Genomic DNA, 20381 nt, shown 5'->3' with positions numbered 1-20381 from the left:
GCTCCTCAATGGCCAAAGTCCAGCTAAGGGGTGTGTTGCGTCAGCAACGGGGGGGTTCGCCTTCCATGCCCGCCACCACATCCAGCCACGCCGCCCCCAATTCCCCGCTCACATCGCTGGCGCTGAGGCCATAGCCGTGCCGCGCCCCCGCCCGCTCACCCCCTCTGGCATGCAGAGTGACGCCGCAAAGAGCCGCATTGGGGGCAGTCAAGCCCTGTCCTAGCAGCGCGGCCACGATCCCCGCCAGCGTGTCGCCCATGCCCGCGCTGCCCATGCCCGGATGCCCGCCCCGGCTGACCCATAGGCCGCCGCTGTGCGCTACCACGCTGGGGCCGCCCTTCAGGATCACCGCGCCTCCGTACCGCTCTTGCAGGGTGCGGGCTGCTGCCAACGGGTCACGGGCAACGTCGGCAGTGGTGCAGTCCAGTATGCGGGCCGCTTCGCCGGGATGCGGAGTCCAAACACAGTTGTCGTGTCCCAGCCCTGCCAACTCCGGTTGAAGGGCGTCAGCGTCCAGCACGCAGGGCACGCCCCCACTGAGTCCAGTCCAGCCCAGCACCAAGCGGGCCAAAGCGGGCGCGTACGGCCCCAAGCCCATGCCGATGCATACGGCGTCCGGCAAGCCTTGGGCCGATGCTTTCGCCAATGCGCCAGCCAGATCCTCATGCCGCCGGATCATCAGTTCGGGCATCACCAACGGTACTTCTGCCGATGAATACACCGTGACCAAGCCTGCCCCGGCCCGCAGCGCCCCCATGCCCGCCAACGCCGCCGCGCCCGCCGTACCGGGATGGCCGCCGACCACCCACACCCGGCCCGCCGTGCCTTTATGAGCATCGGCAAAACGCACAGGCAACAGCCGCGCAACGTCGGCTCGCGTGGGGCGGGTGGCAAAAGCTTCGGCCTGCGCCCAGCCGGGGGGCAAGCGCAGGGCCGCCAACCTGACCCTTCCGGCCCGGTGCGCGGCGGGGCCAAACAGCAGCGCGGTTTTCAGGCCTGATAGGGTAACAGTCAGCGCGGCCTGAATGGATTCGCCCGGCAACTCGGCGCGGGTGGCGTCCAGTCCAGTTGGCAGGTCTATCGCCACCACAGGCAGGCCAGATGCGTTCACCGCCGCTACAATCTCAGCCAGTTCAGGCCGCAGCGGGGGCGTGAACCCGGTTCCCAGCAGGCCGTCGACAATCACCGCCGCTGCTTTGAGTTCCCGCGCCATCGCCGCCGCACTCAGCGCCGTTGCCTGCACACCCACCGCGCCTAGCCGTTTGCGGTTGGCCCGCGTGAGGGGATGCCGCGCCGGAGCCGCCAGCACCTGCACGTCCCGGCCCAGCGCTGCCAGATGCCGTGCGGCTACCAGCGCGTCTCCGCCGTTGGCCCCGCCGCCCGCCAGCAGCAGTACCCGCCCCACTGGAAAGGCGTCCTGCACAGCGTCGGCCACTGCACGGCCCGCTTCTTCCATCGCCAAATCCAGCAGGCCAGCCCGTTCCAACCGTGCATCCAGCGCCCGCACACCGTCGGGCGAGAGAATCGGGTCGGCAGTCATAGGAATGGTGATGTTCGCGATTTCGGTGTTCATGGGTTCAACTTCTCCGCAACGTGGGTGAAGACACTTGGGTGACAGCTTCTGGATCGGACTTCATGTACTTCCCTCTGCTTCACGGTTTTCTACATTCCCAGCAAGTCAGAGCGTTCTCAAGTCTCCAAGTCTGCTTACAGGCACAGATTCCACACCAGCCCCGCCCTTCCCACTCACCACTGACGGTTCTTACCCCCCGGCACTGCGGAAAATCAGCACCACGATCAGCACTGCCGCCGCCAGCAACACCCAGCGCACGGCCCGCAATTTGGGATTGCTCCGAAACTGCTCGCGCATGTCTTCGCGCGTTTCTTGCTGAGAACGGCGCACGCTGAGGCGTTGGGCACGCCGAATAGACCCCACCGATTCGTACACCTTGCCTTGCCGCCGTAGCGACACGCCCAAATTGTGGTGCGCTCCCTCGTAGTCGGGGGCCAATTTCAGCACTTCGCGGTAGCACATCTCCGCTTCGGCGGGGCGGCCTGCTTCCAAATCCAGATTGCCCAAATTCATCAGCGCCCGGTAGTGGCCCGGATCGAGGCGGCGGGCGTCCCCAAAGGCGCTTCGGGCGGCGTCTGGTTCCTCGCGCAGTGCGTGCAGCACACCTAGGGCGTTGTAAGCCTCGGCCTGCGTGAGTGGGTGCGTATGCGCGGGCTTCAGCACCTCGCTCAGTTCGCCGGGGTCGGCAATGCCGCTGCCCGTTTCCAGCGCCGCCAGCCCGTGATCCAGCACTTCCGGGGCCGCCAACGATCTCAGCAGCGCCATTTCCCCCACCAAGCCCGCTGCCTCGCCGCCCTTCAGAGATTCGGCATAGCCGCCCAGCGCCCGCCGCGCCGCCGGGTATTTGCGGGCACGCACATCGTCTTGCACGCCCACCAGCGCCACCAACGCCGCAAACACGTCGGGCGGCGCAGGCAACAGATGGGCCGCCGCCTGTGCCCTGCGCCATTCTCCATTCCGGGCAAACGGCTTCCAATCCAGCACGGGTTCGGAGGGGCCGGATACAGTTTTGGGGTCAGGCGGTGTGGGCAGCCTCTCACTCTCTGGCACAAGGTTGTCCAGTACGGGTTTGTCTGGTGCAGGTTTGTCCAATGCAGGTTGATCTGGTGCAACGTTGTCCGGCACTGCAAAGAGAACGCCCTCGCGGGCAGGATCGGTCATGCGGGCAGTATACTGACGCCGCCCAGCAGACTTTGAGGGTTCCGAGGCGGTCTTTTCAGGCTGCCCGATTCCGAGGCGCTGACTCCTGCCACACGGCCCTTGGGCGACTGCTCGCCAGTCTCGCCTGCCTGTCACCTTCTGCTCTGATGCCGCCTTACCCCAATCTTTCTTCCCCCAGCCTTTCCCCCATGGAGACGTGTTTCCTTGAACAATGACGCCAATTCAGACCTGACCGATACCACTTCACCCACTCCAGCTCCCCTGTATTCGCCCGCTCGCGTGCGCGAACTGCTGACGCTGCACGGCCTGCGCCCCACCAAAAGCCTCGGCCAAAACTTCCTGATCGACGGCAATATTTTGCGGGCCATTGCCGAAGCAGGCGGAGCCGCCCCCGGCGTACCCGTGCTAGAAATCGGCCCTGGCCTCGGCGTGCTGACCCGTGAAGTGGCTTCACGCGGGGCAGTCGTTACGGCGCTGGAAAAAGACGAACGGCTGAAGCCTGTGCTGGCCGACACACTGGCGGGCACAGGCGTCAACGTGATCTGGGGCGACGCCCTCGACTTCGACTATGCAGGGCTGCCCCCCGGAACCCGCGTCATCGCCAATTTGCCCTATTACATTACGGGCGTGCTGCTGTCGCGTTTTATGCAGGCTCCAAATATTTTGTCGGCCACCGTGCTGGTGCAAAAGGAAGTGGCGCAGCGCCTTGCTGCCAAGCCCGGTCAGGACGCCTACGGATTCCTGAGTGCGCTGGCGGCCCTCTACGGCAGCGTCAAGCATGTGCGCGACGTGCCCAAAGGGGCATTCCTACCCGCACCCGATGTAACGAGCAGCGTGGTGCGCCTCGACTTCGACCGTGCCCGCCCGACGCCCGATCCCGCGCTGGTGGCCTTCGTAGACGCCGCGCTGCACCACCGCCGCAAAACCCTTCGCAACAATCTGCGCCTGATCGGGCATGAGGGCGCACCCGTAGACGCCGCCATTGCCGGGGCTGGCCTACGGGCCGACGTGCGGGCCGAAGACGTGGCGCTGAGCGACTTGGAAGCCGTCGCCCGCACGCTGGGCGTGGTACGGTAAAGGCCGTATTACACGCAGGTCTGACCAAACCGGGGTCTGTCTTTCCCCAGTCTGTCTCAATTCAGTCCTCTTCACCTCAACTCATTTTCTACCAGTAGGGCCACGTCCCACCCCGGCCCGGAGGTTCTACCCGTGAAGTTCTACGTCATCGGCGACGTTACAGTTGACCACTTGTATCACCTAGACCAGTTGCCCACTCCCGGCAGCGAAACCGCCCCCAGTCGCGCCACGATGGAACCCGGCGGCGCGGGTGGCACCATCTCCGTCACATTGGCCCGCCTCGGCCACAGCGTTATTTTAGCGGCCCGAGTCGGAGACGACCCCTTTGCCGAATACGCCCTAGGCCGCGTGCGTGACAGCGGTGTCTCCGAGGCAGCCATTCAGCGTGACCCGGATCACCTGACCAGCACCATTACGGTGATGCAAACCCCAGACGGCCTGCGGGCCATGATCAGCGATGGGGCGGCCAACCGCCAACTCGACCCGGCCAAGCTGAAAAAGAAGGACGTGGAAACCAGCGACGCCCTGATTATCAGTGCCTATTCGCTGACGGAAGGGCCACAGCGCGAGTATTCGCTGAAGGCCATCGACGCCGCCAAGAACGCCAAAAAGCCTGTGCCTGTGTTTATTGATTTGGGCACCGGAGCCGTGAACAAAGCCGGAACCAAGCTGGAACAAGACGTGATCGGCGCGGATTACCTGATGCTGAACCAACACGAACTGTTGGCCCTGACAGGCACGGGCAGCATCAGCACGGCACTCGCCCAACTCGGCGCAGGCGGAGCGCGGCGCGTGATCGTAAAGGTGGGCAAAATGGGCAGCATCGTCTGGACGCCCGACGAAACTGAACTCGTAGACGCCGTGCCGCCCGAAGGCAACGTGGTAGACAGCACCGGCGCAGGCGATACTTTTACGGCTGCTTTTGCCCATGCCGCTCTGTCGGGTCTGCCCCTAGCCCGCGCCGCCCGCGCTGCCAACGCCGCCGGAGCTTTGGCCGCCACCCGCTTCGGTGCCCAGAGCCGCGAAATCACACCCGGCGACCTCGAAACGGTGATGACCAAAAAATAAGGTTGGAAAAGGTGCGTATCAACGGGTGAGCGGAGAGGCTGTAATAGCTTTTCCGCCCATTTTCTGTCTTGACAAGTTGTGTGCAGTTAACTGCACTTCAAGTCAACTACTGGTGGTTTCAACATCGTAGGGGAAGCGGTTTAGGTTTTGATTTGAAGGCTTTACGAGGAGCTGAAACAGTAAGCATTCAACTCTTAGACGAAGATGGCGGAGTTGAGGAATGACTTTCGCCCCTCGCCACCTCTCACATTTGAGCCTTAGTTCTCATGGCCTTCCAGTTTTTTGTGACAACTGGCCCGCTAGACTCCATGCCAGTGAAGCTCCTGCCAATTCGACAAGCTCTTTCTTCTGCCTCCCGGCGTTTGCTGGTGCCGCTGACTCTTTCTTTGCTTGCGCCGCTTGCCTTGGCCGTGCCCCGTGTGGGCAGCCATGACGGCTATACGCGCCTCGTCTTCAATCTGCCCAAAGCGGCCACGAGTACGGTCAAGGTCAGCGGCCAAAGCGTTACGGTGCGCCTGAATGTCACCCTGCCTGCCGAACAAGGGGCGCTCAAGGCTCCCGGCGTCACGGCTTACGCGGTGGCGGGCGGTACGGTTACGGTTACGTTGGCTAAAGGCCATGCCAGTGCTAAAGCCAGCGTATTGCCTGCCGCTTCCGGCCAGCCCGCCCGTTTGGTCATCGATGTGCCTACCAGCGTCGCCGCCTCACGTATCCCGGCCACACCGCAGGCCCGCACCGCCTCTGCACCTCCCCGGCCCGTGCCTGCCCGCACGACACCTGCCGCCGTCACCCGCCCTGCTGGATCGGGCACGATTATTCGGCCCCGTGTGGTGCTGGACGCAGGGCACGGCGGCTACGACCCCGGTATGGTCAGCCGTTGGGTCACCGAAAAAGAAGTGACGTTGGCGATTGCCCTGCGTATACGGGCAGAACTGGTCAAGCACGGCGTCGATGTGGTTATGGTGCGTGAAACAGACCGTCACCTCAGCACAGACAAACGCACCGATCTTGACCTGCGCTCCCGCCTTGCGACGACTGGTACGGTCAGCGCCTTCGTCAGCATCCATGTCAATGCGGCTGGCCCCGGCGCACAAGGCATCGAAACCTTTTATTTTGGGCAACCGCTGGCCGGAAGCGACCGCAGCCAAGCCGTGCGCGAAAACGGCGGCGGCAGCGTGGGCCAAGAGTTGACCCGGCAGGCCGCCAACAGCGCCCAAAACCTATTGGGCGACATTCTGGCTCAGGCCAAAGTCGCTTTTAGCCGCCAATTGGCCCAGAAGGTGCAGGCCAACCTGATCGCCAGCACCGGGGCCGTGAACCGAGGCGTTCATACCGACGCTTTCTATGTAATCCGCAACCCCACCACTGCCGCCATCCTCACCGAAATCGGCTTTGGCAGCAGTCCCACCGAAGGCCCACGCCTTGCCAATCCGGCCTACCGTGACCGCATTGCACAGGCGATAGCGCGGGCTATTTTGGATTTCCTGAATACCAAATAACGGTCAGTGGTGAGTGGTCAGTGGGAAAAGAGCAGGGCTTCAGCGATGGTTTGGCTGAAGCCCTGCTGATTGTTGTGATTTAGCGTCGCTTCTTCACATTCCACGCCTCTTCACTGATGCCGCTGCGTTGATTCACGGCGCGGGCCATGATGAACAGCAGATCGGACACGCGGTTCAGATACACCTGTGCGTGAAGGTTGGTGTCTTCTTCGTGCATCAGGTGGATCACGTCCCGTTCGGCGCGGCGGGCCACAGCGCGGGCCACTTGCAACGTGGCGGCGGCTGGAGTGCCCCCCGGATGCACAAATCCCGTAAACGGCGGCGCATCGGCCTGATAGCGGTCGATCATGGCTTCCAAAAAGGTCACGTCTTCGGCATCTATTCGGCTCAGATTTTTTTCGTAGATGCCGCCCGGACGGGTTGCCAAATCTGCGCCCAAGTCGAACAGGGCGTTTTGCAGGTATTCCAGATCGGCGTCTAGGCTGGGGTCAGGCTTATGGCTGCGCGTATTGTGCGCCCGCGCTAGCCCCAGCACGCTGTTCAGTTCGTCCACTGTGCCGTAGGCTTCCACGCGCACATGCGCCTTACTTACGCGGTCAGCGCCGTACAGCCCGGTGGTGCCGCCGTCTCCTGTTTTGGTGTAGAGCTTCATGGCATACAGGGTAGTGGGTTGTGGGCTGCTAGATGTGGGAAGAGGCGAGATTGGATGTTTTGTCCTGCCCTCAAGGGGAGCGCCCGCCAATGTTGCGTGTAAACCCCCCAGTCTGCTTCGCATCCAGCCCCCCTTAAAGGGGAGCGCAAAATCTTTAGTCCCCACCTCTAAGGGGGGGCGTTGCGCAAGCAACGGGGGGGTTCACCTTCCACCTCAACTCCATTCTCAAACCAAAAAAACAGGCCATAGGCGCAGGTTTCCCCACGTCCTACAGCCCACACCACACAGGCTCTTATTACGCCAAACGGCCCGTTTCTTCCGTCAACGCCCGCAACTGCGCCGCCGTTTGGGGCAACAGGTCATCGCTGCCGTAGCGCCAAGTCCAGTTGTGATCGCCCGTGGTTCCCGGCAAGTTCATGCGGGCTTCGGTGCCCCAGTTCAGTAGGTCTTGTAGCGGCACGACGGCTAGGTTGGCGCGGCTCTCGAAGGCCATGCGCGTCAGCTGAGGCGCGAAGGTTTCCTCGGTGGGATCGCTGCTGGTGTAGGTGCGGAAATTGTGTTTCTCCTGCTCCTCGGCGTGCTGCCACCACCCACGTGTGGTGTCGTTGTCGTGCGTGCCGGTGTACACCACCTGATTTTCTCGCAAGTTTTCCGGCAAAAAGTCGTTGACGCTAAAATCCCCGCCGCCGAAGGCAAATTGCAGCACGGCCATGCCGGGAAAGCCGAAATCGTCGCGCAGTTTCTCTACGTCGGGGGTAATCACGCCCAAGTCTTCGGCAATGATGGGCAGCACGCCCAAGGCTTCCCGCACAGCGGCAAACATTTCCTGCCCCATCGCGGGAATCCACTCGCCCTGAATGGCCGTTTCGGCGGGAAACGGAATTTCCCAACTGGCGGCAAAGCCCCGGAAGTGGTCAATCCGGACGAGATCGAACAGTTTCAGACTGCCTTCAAAACGCTCGATCCACCATTTGAACCCAGCGGCCTGCATGTTTTTCCAGTTGTACAGCGGGTTGCCCCACAGTTGGCCGGTGGCGCTGAAATAGTCGGGCGGCACACCTGCGACTACCGTCGGCTGGCCCTGATCGTCAAAGTAAAACTGATCGCGGTTAGACCAGACATCGCTGGAATCCATCGCCACAAAAATCGGGATGTCGCCCACGATCTGCACTTTGCGCTCGGCGGCGTAGGCGCGAATGGCCCGCCACTGCTGAAAAAACAGAAACTGAATAAACTTGACGCGTTCAATGGGTGAAGCCAACGACTCTCGGGCTTGGGCCAACGCCCCAGTTTCGCGGTCACGGGTCGCGGCTTCCCAAGCATTCCACGGCAGGCCGCCATGAGCATCCTTGAGGGCCATGAACAGCGCATAATCATCGAGCCACGCGGCTTCTTCGGCCTTAAACGCCTCAAATTCTTCCTTGAGGTGCTGTGAGCCGCCGAATGCGTAATGAGCATAGGCGCGGTCTAGCATTTGGTTGCGCCACACGTATTGCAGCCCAAAATCTACCTTGCGGGGATCAAATTCGGGCACCACCGTAAAGTCACTGTCTTCCAAGAGGCCGTCTGCATGCAAGGTCTCCAGATCGATCAGGTACGGGTTGCCCGCAAACGCGCTGAACGCCTGATAGGGGCTGTCGCCGTAGCCGGTTGGCCCCAGCGGCATCACTTGCCAGTAGGCCTGCCCCGCGTCGGCCAGCCAGTCTACAAACTGCCGCGCATGAACGCCCAACGCGCCGATGCCGTAAGGGCCGGGCAAGCTGGTGGGATGAAGTAGAACTCCGCTGGAACGCTTGATCGTCATGAATTTCCTCCGCACTCTCTGTACTGAACACTGCCTGTATTGAATTATCTGGACTGAATCGCCGTGCCTGACCGGAGCGCAATGGAAGTGCTTCCATCTCGGAAGGACTTTGCATTCCTAGTCTGAAGCCTGTGTATCTCTGGCCCGATTCTACCCAAGGTTGGCGCGAATTGTGCCGAATCCTCAAGTATGGCTGAAGTGGACGGCAAGAGTGACGCAAAAGAACTGGTCTGGATTCCCTATCAGAGGCTCTATGAGCGCGGGCCACATCCAGCAAAAAACAGGGGCAAGGCGCGTGGCCTCACCCCTAGCTCAGCGCCCGAATTCAGTCGTATTCGACGCTCAGCACCTCAAATTGCATGGTGCCTTTAGGCAGTTGTACCGTTACGGAGTCGCCCGTATGCTTTCCGGCAAGCGCCACGCCAATCGGGCTGGCGTCGCTGATTCTGCCGTTCAGCACATCGACTTCGTAGGTGCCGACCAGTTCGAACTTGCGCTCCACACCTTTGGCGTCCTTGACCATCACTTTGGCCCCCAGCCCAATGCCGCCGCTGGCATCCTCGGCCACGATCATCGAGCGCTCAAGCTGGTGCTCGATTTCCACGATGCGGCCTTCGTTCTCGCTTTGCTGCATGCGGGCTTCGTCGTAGGCGGCACTTTCGCGCAAGTCGCCGTCGGCCAGCGCCGATCCCATGTACTCGCTGATCTGCTCCCGGCGCGTGGTCTTGAGGTGCTGAAGAGTTTCTTGCAGCTTGTCGTAGCCGCGCTTCGTCATCGTGATGCGTTCCTTGGTCATAACACCAGAGTATAGAGCGCGGGCGCGTGAGTGGGGGCTGCCTCTCTCCGCCTGCACGTCAGTACGCAAATCCCGCCTTGGTAATCATCAGTTTCAGTTCGTGCGGACTGCTGGCGTTGTCCATCGCCTCATCCATCGTAATCAGGTTGTGGCGGTACAGTTGCACCAGATTTTGGTCGAAGGTATGCATGCCCCGAATGTTGTCTTCGATCAGCGCGTCCTTGATCAGGGCGGTTTTTTCTTCGTCCTTCACGTATTCCTGCACCAACGGCGTGGCCAGCAAAATCTCGGTGCCCAGCACCCGGCCCACGCCATCGGCCCGCTTCAGCAGGCGTTGGCTGACAATCCCCACCAACGATTCGGCCAGCAGCAGCCGGATTTGGTCGCGCTCGTAGGGAGCAAAAAAGTCGATGATACGGTTCACACTTTTGACGGCGTCTTGGGTGTGCAGCGTACTGAGGACCAGATGCCCGGTTTGCGCGGCAGTCAGGGCGGCTTCCACCGTTTCCTTGTCGCGCATCTCACCGATCATGATCACGTCTGGGTCTTGGCGCATAGAAAACTTCAGGGCCGTGCGGAAATCGCGGGTATCGCTGCCCACTTCGCGCTGCACCACGATGGATTTTTTGTTGCGGTGCAAAATCTCAATCGGGTCTTCGATGGTAATGATGTTGTACGAGTAGTTGCGGTTGATGTGGTCGATCAGGCTTGCCATCGTGGTACTTTTGCCCGCCCCTGTCGGCCCCGTGACCAAAATCAGGCCGCGTGAGGCTTCGGCAAAACTTTTCATCACGTCTACCGGCAATCCCAACGACTCGAAGCCCGGAATAGAATCCGACACGATTCGCATGACGATGCCCACCGCGCCGCGTTGCCGGAACACGTTGCAGCGAAATCTGCCCAGTCCGGCCACGCTGTAGGCCGTGTCCAACTCGTTGCGGTACTCGAAATCCTCCCACTGATCGGGCGTCAGGAGCGCCTGCGCCAGCTTGAGGGTATCGGGCGGCATGAGGGCCTGCGTGCCAAACGGCATCAATACGCCGTCGACTCGGCCCATAGGCGGGCTGCCTGCCTGCAAATGCACGTCCGACACGCGCCGGGTCACCATTTCGCGCAGCAATTCGTCGAGGGTCATGCTTGCGCCTGTTGATCTTGACTCTTGAGGGGCAAATTGTCGATCAGGCGCACGCCGAACATGCGGGCGGCCAGCAGCACACGGGTCATGTTCCTATTGTCGGCCTCCGCTCTGTCATTCCTGTCACGTTCCGCCGCCTGAACCCCCAGCCGCTGGACAGCGTGGAGCGGCTGCATTTTGCCGTCTACGATGCTGAGGTAATCCAGTTCCACGGCGCTCTCCTGTGCCAGTACATCCAACCCCGCTTGCTGAAGCGCCTGCACCTGCGTTTCACCCGCCGTGTACCTGTCCTGCACGGCCCGCAGCGCCCGGTGGAGCACGGCGGCCCGCGCTTGCTGCCCCGGCGTTAGGTAAGCATTGCGGCTACTGAGAGCCAGTCCGCTCGCTGCCCGCACTGTAGGCACACCGATCACGTCTACATTCACGTTCAGGTCACGCACCATGCGCCGCAGCACGGCCAATTGCTGCCAGTCTTTTTCTCCCAAATACACGCGGTCAGGGCGTACCAGATTCAGCAGCTTGAGGACTACCGTCGCCACGCCCGTAAAGTGTCCGGGCCGCGAAGCCCCGTCCAGCCCGTCACTGACGCCCGACACGGTGACGCGGGTGGCGAAACCATCGGGGTACATCAGGTCTACGGACGGCGTAAACAGCACATCGGCCCCAGCCCCGCCTGCCACGCCCAGATCACGTGGCAAGTCACGCGGGTACTTGTTCAGGTCTTCGCCCGCGCCAAATTGCAGCGGATTCACGAAAATGCTTACCACCAACAGGTCGCACTCGGCCCGCGCCTGTGCGATCAGGGTGGCGTGGCCTTCGTGCAAGTAGCCCATTGTGGGTACAAAGCCGACGCGCCCGCGCCCACTTAGTACCGAGCGCAGTTCGGCGGGGTCGCTGATAACTTGCGGCAGCGTGGTCACAGCGCTGCTCACTCCCGCTTGCCGTCCAGACCCAGTGCGCCTACCACAGCATCCAGCCCCCAACTGATGACCGCCAGCACGATGGCCCCGATGAACGCAGCGCCAAAGCCGGTCACGTCCAGCACGGTCACGCCCGCCACGATCCAGAGCACCACCGCGTTCACCACCAACGTAAACAGCCCCAGCGTCAGCACGTTCACCGGCAGGCTGAGTAGCAGCAGCACAGGCCGGATCAGCGCGTTCACGATGCCCAGCACCAACGCGGCCAAAATGACGCCCACCACGTCGGCCCCCGGCGTAAAGCGCACGCCGCTGTAAACGAGGGTCAGGAGGTACAGCGCCAGCGCATTCACCAGCAAGCGAATTAAGAAGCCCATAGAGAGAGCATAAACCGTGCGGAGTGGGGGAGAGGCGGGGCGGGGGCGTTTTCTTGGTGGCCCCCTCACCCCGCTGCTGGCGCAGCGCCCCTCTCCCGCAAGGGGCGAGGGCTAAAGGCAAAAGTAAAGAGCTTTGGTTTTAGCTCCTCACCCTTGAGGGGGGAGGTTGGGAGGGGGTGAGTGAGCGCCAGCGATTGCCCTTCTTAGACTCTTAGACGCCTTTCCTGCGTTCCAGTCATAGTTCTACAGCCCAAACCGCCCGTACATATGATCCACGTGCCGCAAATAGAACGCCAGATCAAAAGCGGCGTCCAATTCCGCATCATTTAGAGGGTTGGCGGCGTCGGCTTTCAGCAGGTCGCGCAGACCTTCGCCCGTTTCCCAACTGTGCAGGGCGTTGCGCTGAACCAGTTCGTAGGCGGCTTCGCGGCTCATGCCTTTTTCGTCGATGAGGGCGTGCAGCACGCGCTGGCTAAACACCAACCCGCCGAGGTCGTTCATATTCTTCAGCATCCGTTCGGGGAAGACCACCAGATCGCGCAGCACCCCGGTCAGGCGTCGGGCGGCGTAACTGGCGGCGGCGGTGGCGTCGGGCAAAATCACGCGCTCGGCGCTGGAATGGCTGATGTCGCGCTCGTGCCAGAGGGCCACGTTTTCCAGCCCAGTCGTGAGGAAGCCGCGCAGCAAGCGTGCAAATCCGGTCACGTTTTCGGTCAGGATCGGGTTTTTCTTGTGCGGCATGGAGCTGCTGCCCGTCTGTCCCTTGCCAAACGGTTCCATCGCCTCGCGCACTTCACTGCGTTGCAGATGGCGAATTTCGACGGCGATCCGCTCCAGCGTGGTGCCAAAAATCGCCAGTGCCGACAGGACTTCGGCGTGGCGGTCACGGGCCAGCGTTTGGTTCGTAATCGGTGCAGCCGTCCAGCCCCACGCGGCGGCGACGGCTTCCTCAATTTCAGGACTCACATGGGCATACGTGCCCACGCTGCCCGACAGCATCACCACGCGCACACGCTCACGGGCGGCGGTCAGGCGTTCGGCGTCGCGGTCTAACGTCGCCATCCAGTTCAGGAACTTGAGGCCAAAGGTCATCGGTTCGGCGTGAATACCGTGCGTGCGGCCCACCGTGGGCGTGTATTTGTAGGCCACCGCCTGAACGCGGCACACTTCGCGCAGCTTGGCGGCGTCGGCCAGAATGACCGTCAATGCCTCGTCCAGCAGCAGGTTTTGGGCCGTATCTACCACATCGGTACTGGTCAGCCCGTGATGAATAAAGCGGGCTTCCTCGCCGTAACGCTCGGTCAACGCCCGCGTGAAGGCCACGATGTCGTGGCGGGTCACGGCCTCAATTTCGGCCACGCGCTCCGCAAATGCCTCGTCCAGCGGGTCGGCGGCGGCGCGGGCAGTCAGGGCGGCGTGAGCGTCGGCGGGCACTTCGCCGTGCGCGGCCTGAGCCTGCATCGCGGCCAGTTCTACCCGCAGCCACGCCCGGTATTTGCTGGCTTCGCTCCACAGCGCCTTCATTTCGGGGGTCAGGTAGCGGTCAATCATTGGGCAATCACGGGGGGCAGCGTAGCAAGAATGGGTTGTAGGTTGCGCGTTGCGGATTGTAGAGGTGTGAAATTAATCTTTCGGGCTGTTCCCAAAGTTGAGAGCCAAAACCCTCATCTTGCTGCCCGCCTACGCCCTCCCCACGTTCTACGATCCACCCTCCACCTTCTGCACCCCAACCCACAGCACGCGCCCCCCCGCCACCGCGTCTTGCGGCAAATAAATTCCCCACGCATTGCGCGGCACTACATCCGGCAGTCCTACGGCGTGCTGCAAAGCATTCTGATAAGTGGAGCAGTCGTAGTCCGGCCCCAAGCCGCCTATGCCGTAGGGCGCATGGTTCAGGCGCATGGCTTCAGCCCTCAGCGCGGGCAGCATTTCCGGCTTCACGCCTGCGTCCAGCACGATCACCACGGTGCGGCGGTACAGGGTAGACGTCGGCACGGTTTGCACGCCGCCCGCGAACAAGTTGGGCGATTCGGTCAGAAAGCCTGCCGACAGCTTGCGTGTCACGTGGCTGCACAGGCCCCACGACAACACCCCACGCGGCCCCGCCTGACAAGCCACAATCACGCTGCCGTCTGGGGCACGCTCCACGGCCTCAGTTACGCTCAGCAGGCGGTCTGCGGGAACCAGCTGAGCAGGCAACAGCGTCGCCGCATCTATCTCGCCGCCCGCCGCATCAGCCCGGAAATTTAGGGTCGCCACGTTCTGAACTGGGGTACAGCCAGTGAGAGCCGCAGCAGCCAATGTGAGCCACAAGATTCGAGAAGATTTCATTACCAACATTCTGAGCCTCTACACTCTGTACGTGACTGCATTTGGTTCCATTCCCTCTGACCTCGCCCCCTTCTTGGCTGTTGCTGTGGCGGCGGCACGGGCGGCGGGGGCTGTGCATCTGGCGCACTTGGGCACGGCCCGCATCGTGCAGACCAAAACCACCTACGCCGATCTGGTCACGGAAGTGGACGGTGAAGCCGAACGGGTCATCCGCGCCGTGATAGCCGAGATTTACCCCGGTCATGCCGTGCTGGGTGAAGAAGAAGGCTTGGGTGACGGTGAGGCAGAATCAGCCCCTCATAAATTAGACTTTCGCTGGGTAGTCGACCCACTGGACGGAACTGTAAATTACGCGCACGGCTACCCGGTGTTTTGTGCGTCGGTAGCGTTGGAATGGCGCGGCGAGGCCATCGCGGGCGCGGTGTTCGATCCCACCCGCAACGAACTGTTTACGGCCACATTAGGCGGCGGCGCATTCCTCAACGGTCAAGCCGTCGCCGTGAGTGCTACGCCTACCCTGACCACGCCCGCGCTCGTTGCCACTGGGTTTCCCTACGACAACAGCGGTGAACGCAATCTGGCGTTGGTGGCCCGCCTCCTGCGCTTGGGTGTGCCTGTGCGGAGGCCCGGAGCAGCGGCGCTAGACCTGTGCAACGTGGCTTGCGGGCGCATGGACGCCTACTGGGAAATCGGTGTGAAGCGCTGGGACGTGGCCGCCGGAAGCCTGATCTTGCAAGAAGCGGGCGGTCAAGTCTCCGACGCTGCCGGAACGCCCACACCGCACGGAGAAATGATCGTCGCCACCAACGGCCTGTTGCACGCCGAACTCTTAGAATTGGTGCAAGAAGGCGGCAGTTAGGTGCTTCCCGGCCTACTGTTGGTCTTGCTAGTCAGCCTGAATCTAGGCGGCCTCTTCAGCATCATCATGCAATTCGGGCGCGGCGAAATCTGGGCGGCGCTGGGATCGGTGCTGTTCGTGCTGGGGCTGAATGCGTTGGGATTCTGGATTCTGCGGGAGATGCGGGAGAACGGGTAGGGCGGAGAGGGCAATCGCTGAAGCTCACTCACCCCCTCTGCTAGCGCAGCTCTACGAGTCCCAACCTCCCCCCTCCCTGCGAGCTGTCGCAGACAAGGGTGAGGGGCTAAAAGCAAACCCACATCGTCCCCGCCCAATTCGGTGTGAGGCCGTCGTGCGTGCAACGCGCGGGCCAATTCCAGTGTCAAGACGACTAGCAATTCCGCTTCAGATGAGGGATTAGGGAGAGTTTGAAAGCGGCAAGATCAATACTCCTCAGCGGAGCGACCAACTCCCCTGACCCCTTTGGGGGCGGGGGCTGGGGGGTGGGGGAAAGCGTGGGACAAGCCCAACAATCCCCAAATATAAGTCCAACTCCCCCAAATCGTGCCATTCCATCCCACCCCCCAGCCCCCACCGCGCCACACTGACCCCGTGACCGCCCCGCCGCCCACCTTCACCCACCCCTTCCGCGCCTATACGCCCGCCGCCTACACGTTTCCTCTGCCCGAAGGCCACCGCTTTCCCGCCTATAAGTACGCAGGAGTGCGTGACCGGTTGTCTGGCCTGCTGCCCGTGCTAGACACTCCCAACCTGCGCTGGGCCGATGCTGCCCGCGTGCATGACCCCATTTGGCTGAGGCGCTGGCGGCGCGGCGAAGTGACGGCACAGGAAGAACGCGCCTTCGGGCTGCCGTGGAGCTTGGGCGTGGTGGAGCGGGCGCGGCGGGCCGCAGGCGGATCGTTGGCGGCCCTGCACGACGCGCTGGCAGTGGGCTGGGGCGCGAACCTCGCGGGCGGCACGCACCATGCGTTTGCGGCCAGTGCGGAGGGCTTTTGTTTGGTCAACGACGCGGCCATTCTGACCCGGATCGCGCTGGATGAAGGGCTGGCGCGGCGCGTGGCAATCCTTGATCTGGACGTGCATCAGGGCAACGGCACGGCGGCGTTGCTGGGGGCCGAAACGCGGGCGTATACCCTCAGCATTCACGGCGAGCGCAATTACCCGTTTCGCAAGGAACGCAGCAGCCTTGATCTGGGCCTGTCCGATGGCGTCACAGACAGCGAATACCTGACTGTGTTGCGGGAATCGGCGCTGCCTGCCGTGCAAGCCTTCCGGCCTGATCTACTGATCTATCTGGCCGGGGCCGATGTGCTGGCCGGAGACCGCTTCGGCCGATTCGCCCTTACGCTGGACGGGGTCTATGAGCGCAACCACACCGTCCTGACGTGGGCGCGGCAGGCGGGCATTCCGGTCGTTACCCTGATGGCAGGCGGCTACAACCGTGACCACGCCCTGACAGTGGAGGCCCACAGTAGTGTCGTCGTGGCCGGTCTAGATGTGTTCGCCCACTGAAACGATTTTTCTATCCTGACCGCCCTTACGCCTATCTTCACCCCCTGTCAGGGGTCTTAAGATGCTGAAAACATCTCAATGTAGAGCGAAGAAGTTGCCTATTCTAGTTGGATGCCGCAACTCACGCCCACTCCACTTCCCGCTGCCGAGCGGGCGTGGGCTAACCGTGAACTGAATCCTGCGTCGGCGCGGCAGTGGGCGCAGTCACAGCCGCCGTCGCCTGTGCGGAGTGTGCTGCTGGCGTACCTCAATTGGCGCACCGGAGCGTATAGCGAGGCCTTTTCCCAAATCGACGCAGCGCTCTCCGAGTTGACTGCGCCCGACGTCTGGCGTTCGCGTGCCCTGAACACCCGCGCTGGACTGCTGATGGCGCGGCTAGATTTTGGTGCGGCACACGCGCTGTATACCGAGCAACTGGCTGTGGCGCAGGGCTGCGACAATCAGTTGGAATTGGCGCACGCCAAGCACGATTTGGCGCTGACCCTGATTGATCTGGATTCGGCTAAAGCGGTGCCTTTGTTGCAAGAGGCGCTGGCCCTGTTTGAGCAGTGCGGCGCGTCCGAGCAAGCTGGGGTGGCCCACCTGAACTTGGGCATGGTGTATCAGCGGCGCGGCCAGCCCAGCGACGCCGAGCAGCAGTACGCCCTCGCTGTGCAGCGCGGCCAAGACGGGTACGTGGTGCTGCACATGTTGGCCTTGTCTCAACTGGTGGTTCTGAACGTGCAGCAGAGTAGAATCGCGGCGGCTGAGGCGTATTTTGAACAACTTGACCAGATTCCGCAGTCTCAGGATTTGGAGGCCGAAGTCGAGCGTGCCCGTGCCAGCGTGCTGCTGACCCAAGAGCTGAGTCGGGTGCGCTGGGCGCAGGATCGGGGCGAACAAGAGGAAGCCGAACGAAACCCTATGGACGTGCATCAACCCCTTGACCCGGCCACGCTGGCCCTCGCCATGATCGGGCTGGCCAATGCGCGGCAGGCCCAACGCTTGGCCGAACTCGAAGCTTCGTTGGCACAGGCTGAGGCCCAACACGCCGCCGCCGAGCGCCGCAGTATCACCGACCTGCTCACTGGCCTGCACAACCGCCAACACCTGATGACCGAGGGAGCGCGGCGCTTGGCAGACGGGACGGCCAGCGCCCCCGCTCAGGCAGCCATGATAGACGTAGACCGCTTCAAACGGGTCAACGATACGCACGGCCACGCCACCGGGGACGCCGTGCTGCGCGACATTGCCGCTCTGCTCACTTCTCACGCCCTGCCGTGTGATCTGGTGGCCCGCTACGGCGGAGAAGAATTCGTGTTGGTGCGCTCGGCGGGTCAACCCGGCCTCGTGCCTACCCTAGAAGCCTTTCGTTTGGCCGTGCAAGACCACGCGTGGACGACTCGCCCCGTGACGGTCAGCATCGGCCTGACGCTGGTTCCCGACGACTCGCTGGACACCGCGCTAGACCGGGCCGACCAACTGATGTACGCCGCCAAACGCGCCGGAGGCAACCGCCTGCGCCATGATTTGCCCCGCGAGTCGGGCAGAACCGGGCCGCAAGTGAGCTCGGTCTACGATCCCGAACGCGATTCTGTGTGCTGAGCGGAGTCAAGGGCTGAGCAGCGGCATGGGGCTTCTGCTTTCACTGTCCCAGCTTAGCTTTTCCCGCCTCATACCAAAGTTGTGAATTCTGTCGACTATCCGGAATGCTCCTGTTGTGGGTGTTCCGGCTTGCCCAGTCTTCACTGACAATCTCTGCCCCCGCCAGTTCTATCCACACGCCCCTTATCCATGCTCTAAGCTTCCCACCATGACGTTTCAACCCGAATTTCCTGTCGTGCGGCGTCCGGTGTATGCGCGGCGCGGCATGGTCGCCACTTCGCAACCGTTGGCGGCTCAGGCGGGCCAAAGTGTGCTGGCAGCGGGCGGCAACGCGGTCGATGCGGCCATCGCCACTGCCGCTGCCCTGACGGTGCTGGAGCCGACCAGCAACGGCATCGGCGGCGACTTGTTTGCGTTGGTGTGGGCTGGGGGAGAATTGCACGGCCTGAACGCCAGCGGCGCGGCCCCAGCAGCCCTGAGCTTGGATGCGCTAGCGGAGCGGCACGCAGGCCAGATGCCGAAACATGGTTGGACGCCCGTGACCGTGCCCGGCGCGGTGCGCGGCTGGGCCGACCTACACGCCCGTTTTGGCCGCGTGCCATTCGCGGCGGTGCTGGCCCCAGCTATTGCCTATGCACGCGGCGGCTATCCGCTCTCGCCTGTGCTGGCGGCGGGCTGGGCGCGGGCCATTCGCATTTATAGCGGTCTGAATCTGCCCCTGCTAGACGAGTGGTTCCGCACCTTCGCCCCGTCAGGTTTCACACCCGCGCCCGGTACCCTGTGGCGTAGCGAGGCCCACGCCCGCACGTTGGAAGCGATTGCTGCTACGTCCGGCGCGTCGTTTTATGAGGGTGACCTCGCCGCCCAAATAGACGCCCATGCCCGTGCCACAGGCGGCCTTCTGCGTTCCTCTGACCTTTCCGCCCACCAGTCCGAGTGGGTCACGCCCATTCATGCCGAGTACATGGGCCACCGCGTCCACGAGATTCCGCCCAACGGCCAGGGCATTGCCGCCCTGATCGCGCTGAATGTGCTGGACGGCCTGCCGCTGCCCGACCACTCCGGCGATCCGGCGGGCCTGCACCTTCAAATCGAAGCCATGAAACGCGGGTTCCACGACGCCCACGCCTTCGTCGGTGATCCGCGCCATGTGCCTGTGGACGCCGCGCACCTTCTGTCCAGCGCCAACGCCGCCGCCCACCGCGCCCATCTCGGCCCCGCTGCCCACGATCCCAGCACCCACGCGCCCAGCACGGGTGGCACGGTGTATCTCGCCACCGCCGACGATGAGGGCCAGATGGTCAGCCTGATCCAGAGTAATTACATTGGCTTCGGCAGCGGCGTCGTGATTCCCGACACTGGCATCGCGCTGCACAATCGGGGCCACAATTTCAGCCTTCAGGCGGGCCATCCCAACGCCCTCGCGCCCGGACGCCGCCCCTACCACACCATCATCCCCGGTTTCCTGAGCCGCACAGACGGCACACCCGTTGGCCCGTTTGGGGTCATGGGCGGCTTTATGCAACCGCAGGGCCACCTGCAAGTCGTCCTGAACACCGTGCGCTACGGCATGAACCCGCAGCAGGCGCTAGACGCCCCGCGTTGGCAATGGCTGGCGGGCAAGTCGGTAGAGGTGGAACACAGCCTGCCTGCCGCCACCGCCCGCGCTTTGGCTGAATTAGGCCACGATGTGCGCGTGCAACTCGATTCCGGCTCGTTTGGCCGGGGCCAGATGATCCGCCGGAATGCTGAAACGGGCGTGTTGGAGGGCGGTACGGAAAGCCGGACGGATGGGCATATCGCGGCGTGGTGAGGGGAGAGAGTGTGGAGGGTAGATCGTGGGTGAACCTGTGCTACGCAGATAAAGAGATTCCTACACATCTGATTTTCCCCTCTCCAACTGTGGGGGAGGGGCGCTGCGAAGCAGCGGGGCGAGGGGGCGTGCAAGCGGCGGACACGCTCTATGTCAAGCAATCAGCTTAGAGCATTTGTCACAAGAGATCTTTCAGAAGGGCGCGGGTGAACCAGTGCCC

18 protein-coding genes are annotated in these 20381 nt (G+C 62.7%); 8 read left to right on the top strand and 10 right to left on the bottom strand.

All coding sequences use genetic code 11. The features are described from left to right. Positions 1-40: 40 nt before the first annotated feature. Both E7T06_RS11725 and E7T06_RS11720 read right to left on the bottom strand, forming a co-directional pair. A complete protein-coding gene (locus tag E7T06_RS11725; protein ID WP_136366001.1) occupies positions 41-1540 on the bottom strand; it encodes an NAD(P)H-hydrate dehydratase in 1500 nt (499 codons plus the stop codon). 222 nt (positions 1541-1762) lie between these two features. Further along, entirely contained in the window at positions 1763-2734 is a 972-nt protein-coding gene (locus E7T06_RS11720) for a tetratricopeptide repeat protein (protein ID WP_136365973.1), read from the bottom strand. A gap of 204 nt (positions 2735-2938) precedes the next feature. On the opposite strand from E7T06_RS11720, the gene rsmA reads away from it, so the two are divergent. The 3 genes from rsmA (at position 2939) to E7T06_RS11705 (ending at position 6378) form a co-directional block, all read left to right on the top strand. Further along, the gene (gene rsmA / locus E7T06_RS11715; RefSeq protein ID WP_136365972.1) at positions 2939-3811 is read left to right on the top strand and encodes a 16S rRNA (adenine(1518)-N(6)/adenine(1519)-N(6))-dimethyltransferase RsmA; all 873 of its coding nucleotides are present in this window, start codon (positions 2939-2941) and stop codon (positions 3809-3811) included. 132 nt (positions 3812-3943) lie between these two features. After that, positions 3944-4879: a carbohydrate kinase family protein gene (locus E7T06_RS11710; protein WP_136365971.1), complete on the top strand. Its 936-nt coding sequence runs from the start codon at positions 3944-3946 to the stop codon at positions 4877-4879. A gap of 314 nt (positions 4880-5193) precedes the next feature. Continuing rightward, positions 5194-6378, top strand: a complete 1185-nt coding sequence (locus tag E7T06_RS11705; protein WP_346763205.1) for an N-acetylmuramoyl-L-alanine amidase — start codon at positions 5194-5196, stop codon at positions 6376-6378. Positions 6379-6457: 79 nt separating this feature from the next. On the opposite strand, the gene E7T06_RS11700 is transcribed toward E7T06_RS11705, so the two are convergent. From E7T06_RS11700 to E7T06_RS11665, 8 genes are all read right to left on the bottom strand, one after another. Next, positions 6458-7030, bottom strand: a complete 573-nt coding sequence (locus E7T06_RS11700; protein WP_136365970.1) for a cob(I)yrinic acid a,c-diamide adenosyltransferase — start codon at positions 7028-7030, stop codon at positions 6458-6460. A 295-nt stretch (positions 7031-7325) separates the two neighbouring features. Further along, positions 7326-8834 carry a 4-alpha-glucanotransferase gene (gene malQ / locus E7T06_RS11695; protein ID WP_136365969.1) on the bottom strand — a complete coding sequence of 503 codons (1509 nt, stop codon included), beginning with the start codon at positions 8832-8834 and terminating at the stop codon, positions 7326-7328. A gap of 325 nt (positions 8835-9159) precedes the next feature. Continuing rightward, entirely contained in the window at positions 9160-9630 is a 471-nt protein-coding gene (gene greA / locus E7T06_RS11690; RefSeq protein ID WP_136365968.1) for a transcription elongation factor GreA, read from the bottom strand. A 58-nt stretch (positions 9631-9688) separates the two neighbouring features. Then, on the bottom strand, positions 9689-10765 hold the full coding sequence (locus tag E7T06_RS11685) for a PilT/PilU family type 4a pilus ATPase (protein ID WP_136365967.1): 1077 nt from the start codon (positions 10763-10765) through the stop codon (positions 9689-9691). Beyond that, positions 10762-11676, bottom strand: coding sequence for a pantoate--beta-alanine ligase (gene panC, locus E7T06_RS11680; protein WP_240741023.1), 915 nt, complete (start codon positions 11674-11676; stop codon positions 10762-10764). Before panC ends, E7T06_RS11685 begins: the two co-directional genes overlap by 4 nt. Before the next feature lie 17 nt (positions 11677-11693). Then, positions 11694-12062: a phage holin family protein gene (locus E7T06_RS11675; protein WP_136365965.1), complete on the bottom strand. Its 369-nt coding sequence runs from the start codon at positions 12060-12062 to the stop codon at positions 11694-11696. A 243-nt stretch (positions 12063-12305) separates the two neighbouring features. Beyond that, a complete protein-coding gene (gene purB, locus E7T06_RS11670; RefSeq protein WP_136365964.1) occupies positions 12306-13613 on the bottom strand; it encodes an adenylosuccinate lyase in 1308 nt (435 codons plus the stop codon). 147 nt (positions 13614-13760) lie between these two features. Beyond that, positions 13761-14393, bottom strand: coding sequence for a hypothetical protein (locus E7T06_RS11665; protein ID WP_136365963.1), 633 nt, complete (start codon positions 14391-14393; stop codon positions 13761-13763). A gap of 31 nt (positions 14394-14424) precedes the next feature. Here E7T06_RS11665 and E7T06_RS11660 point away from each other — a divergent pair, with 31 nt between their 5' ends. From E7T06_RS11660 to E7T06_RS11645, 5 genes are all read left to right on the top strand, one after another. Beyond that, positions 14425-15252 carry an inositol monophosphatase gene (locus tag E7T06_RS11660; protein ID WP_240741016.1) on the top strand — a complete coding sequence of 276 codons (828 nt, stop codon included), beginning with the start codon at positions 14425-14427 and terminating at the stop codon, positions 15250-15252. Continuing rightward, positions 15253-15429 (top strand): hypothetical protein, encoded by a 177-nt coding sequence (locus tag E7T06_RS21240; RefSeq protein WP_168733499.1) that lies wholly within the window; start codon positions 15253-15255, stop codon positions 15427-15429. Between the two features lie 414 nt (positions 15430-15843). Then, the gene (locus E7T06_RS11655) at positions 15844-16764 is read left to right on the top strand and encodes a histone deacetylase (RefSeq protein ID WP_136365962.1); all 921 of its coding nucleotides are present in this window, start codon (positions 15844-15846) and stop codon (positions 16762-16764) included. 111 nt (positions 16765-16875) lie between these two features. Further along, positions 16876-18348, top strand: a complete 1473-nt coding sequence (locus E7T06_RS11650) for a tetratricopeptide repeat-containing diguanylate cyclase (protein WP_136365961.1) — start codon at positions 16876-16878, stop codon at positions 18346-18348. 208 nt (positions 18349-18556) lie between these two features. Next, positions 18557-20161 carry a gamma-glutamyltransferase family protein gene (locus E7T06_RS11645; RefSeq protein ID WP_136365960.1) on the top strand — a complete coding sequence of 535 codons (1605 nt, stop codon included), beginning with the start codon at positions 18557-18559 and terminating at the stop codon, positions 20159-20161. The last annotated feature ends 220 nt before the right edge of the window (positions 20162-20381 follow it).

This window comes from Deinococcus sp. Arct2-2 (assembly GCF_004801315.1).
In the GTDB taxonomy this organism is placed as follows: domain Bacteria; phylum Deinococcota; class Deinococci; order Deinococcales; family Deinococcaceae; genus Deinococcus.
The sequence above is the reverse complement of the archived record's forward strand: the minus strand, read 5'-3'. Positions and strand labels throughout refer to the sequence as shown.

Bases quoted from the DNA above. Each gene is read 5' to 3' on its own strand.
- E7T06_RS11725 (WP_136366001.1), bottom strand. From the start codon at position 1,540: ATGACTGCCGACCCGATTCTCTCGCCCGACGGTGTGCGGGCGCTGGAT.
- E7T06_RS11720 (WP_136365973.1), bottom strand. From the start codon at position 2,734: ATGACCGATCCTGCCCGCGAGGGCGTTCTCTTTGCAGTGCCGGACAAC.
- E7T06_RS11700 (WP_136365970.1), bottom strand. From the start codon at position 7,030: ATGAAGCTCTACACCAAAACAGGAGACGGCGGCACCACCGGGCTGTAC.
- malQ (WP_136365969.1), bottom strand. From the start codon at position 8,834: ATGACGATCAAGCGTTCCAGCGGAGTTCTACTTCATCCCACCAGCTTG.
- greA (WP_136365968.1), bottom strand. From the start codon at position 9,630: ATGACCAAGGAACGCATCACGATGACGAAGCGCGGCTACGACAAGCTG.
- E7T06_RS11685 (WP_136365967.1), bottom strand. From the start codon at position 10,765: ATGACCCTCGACGAATTGCTGCGCGAAATGGTGACCCGGCGCGTGTCG.
- E7T06_RS11675 (WP_136365965.1), bottom strand. From the start codon at position 12,062: ATGGGCTTCTTAATTCGCTTGCTGGTGAATGCGCTGGCGCTGTACCTC.
- purB (WP_136365964.1), bottom strand. From the start codon at position 13,613: ATGATTGACCGCTACCTGACCCCCGAAATGAAGGCGCTGTGGAGCGAA.
- E7T06_RS11665 (WP_136365963.1), bottom strand. From the start codon at position 14,393: ATGAAATCTTCTCGAATCTTGTGGCTCACATTGGCTGCTGCGGCTCTC.
- E7T06_RS11650 (WP_136365961.1), top strand. From the start codon at position 16,876: ATGCCGCAACTCACGCCCACTCCACTTCCCGCTGCCGAGCGGGCGTGG.
- E7T06_RS11645 (WP_136365960.1), top strand. From the start codon at position 18,557: ATGACGTTTCAACCCGAATTTCCTGTCGTGCGGCGTCCGGTGTATGCG.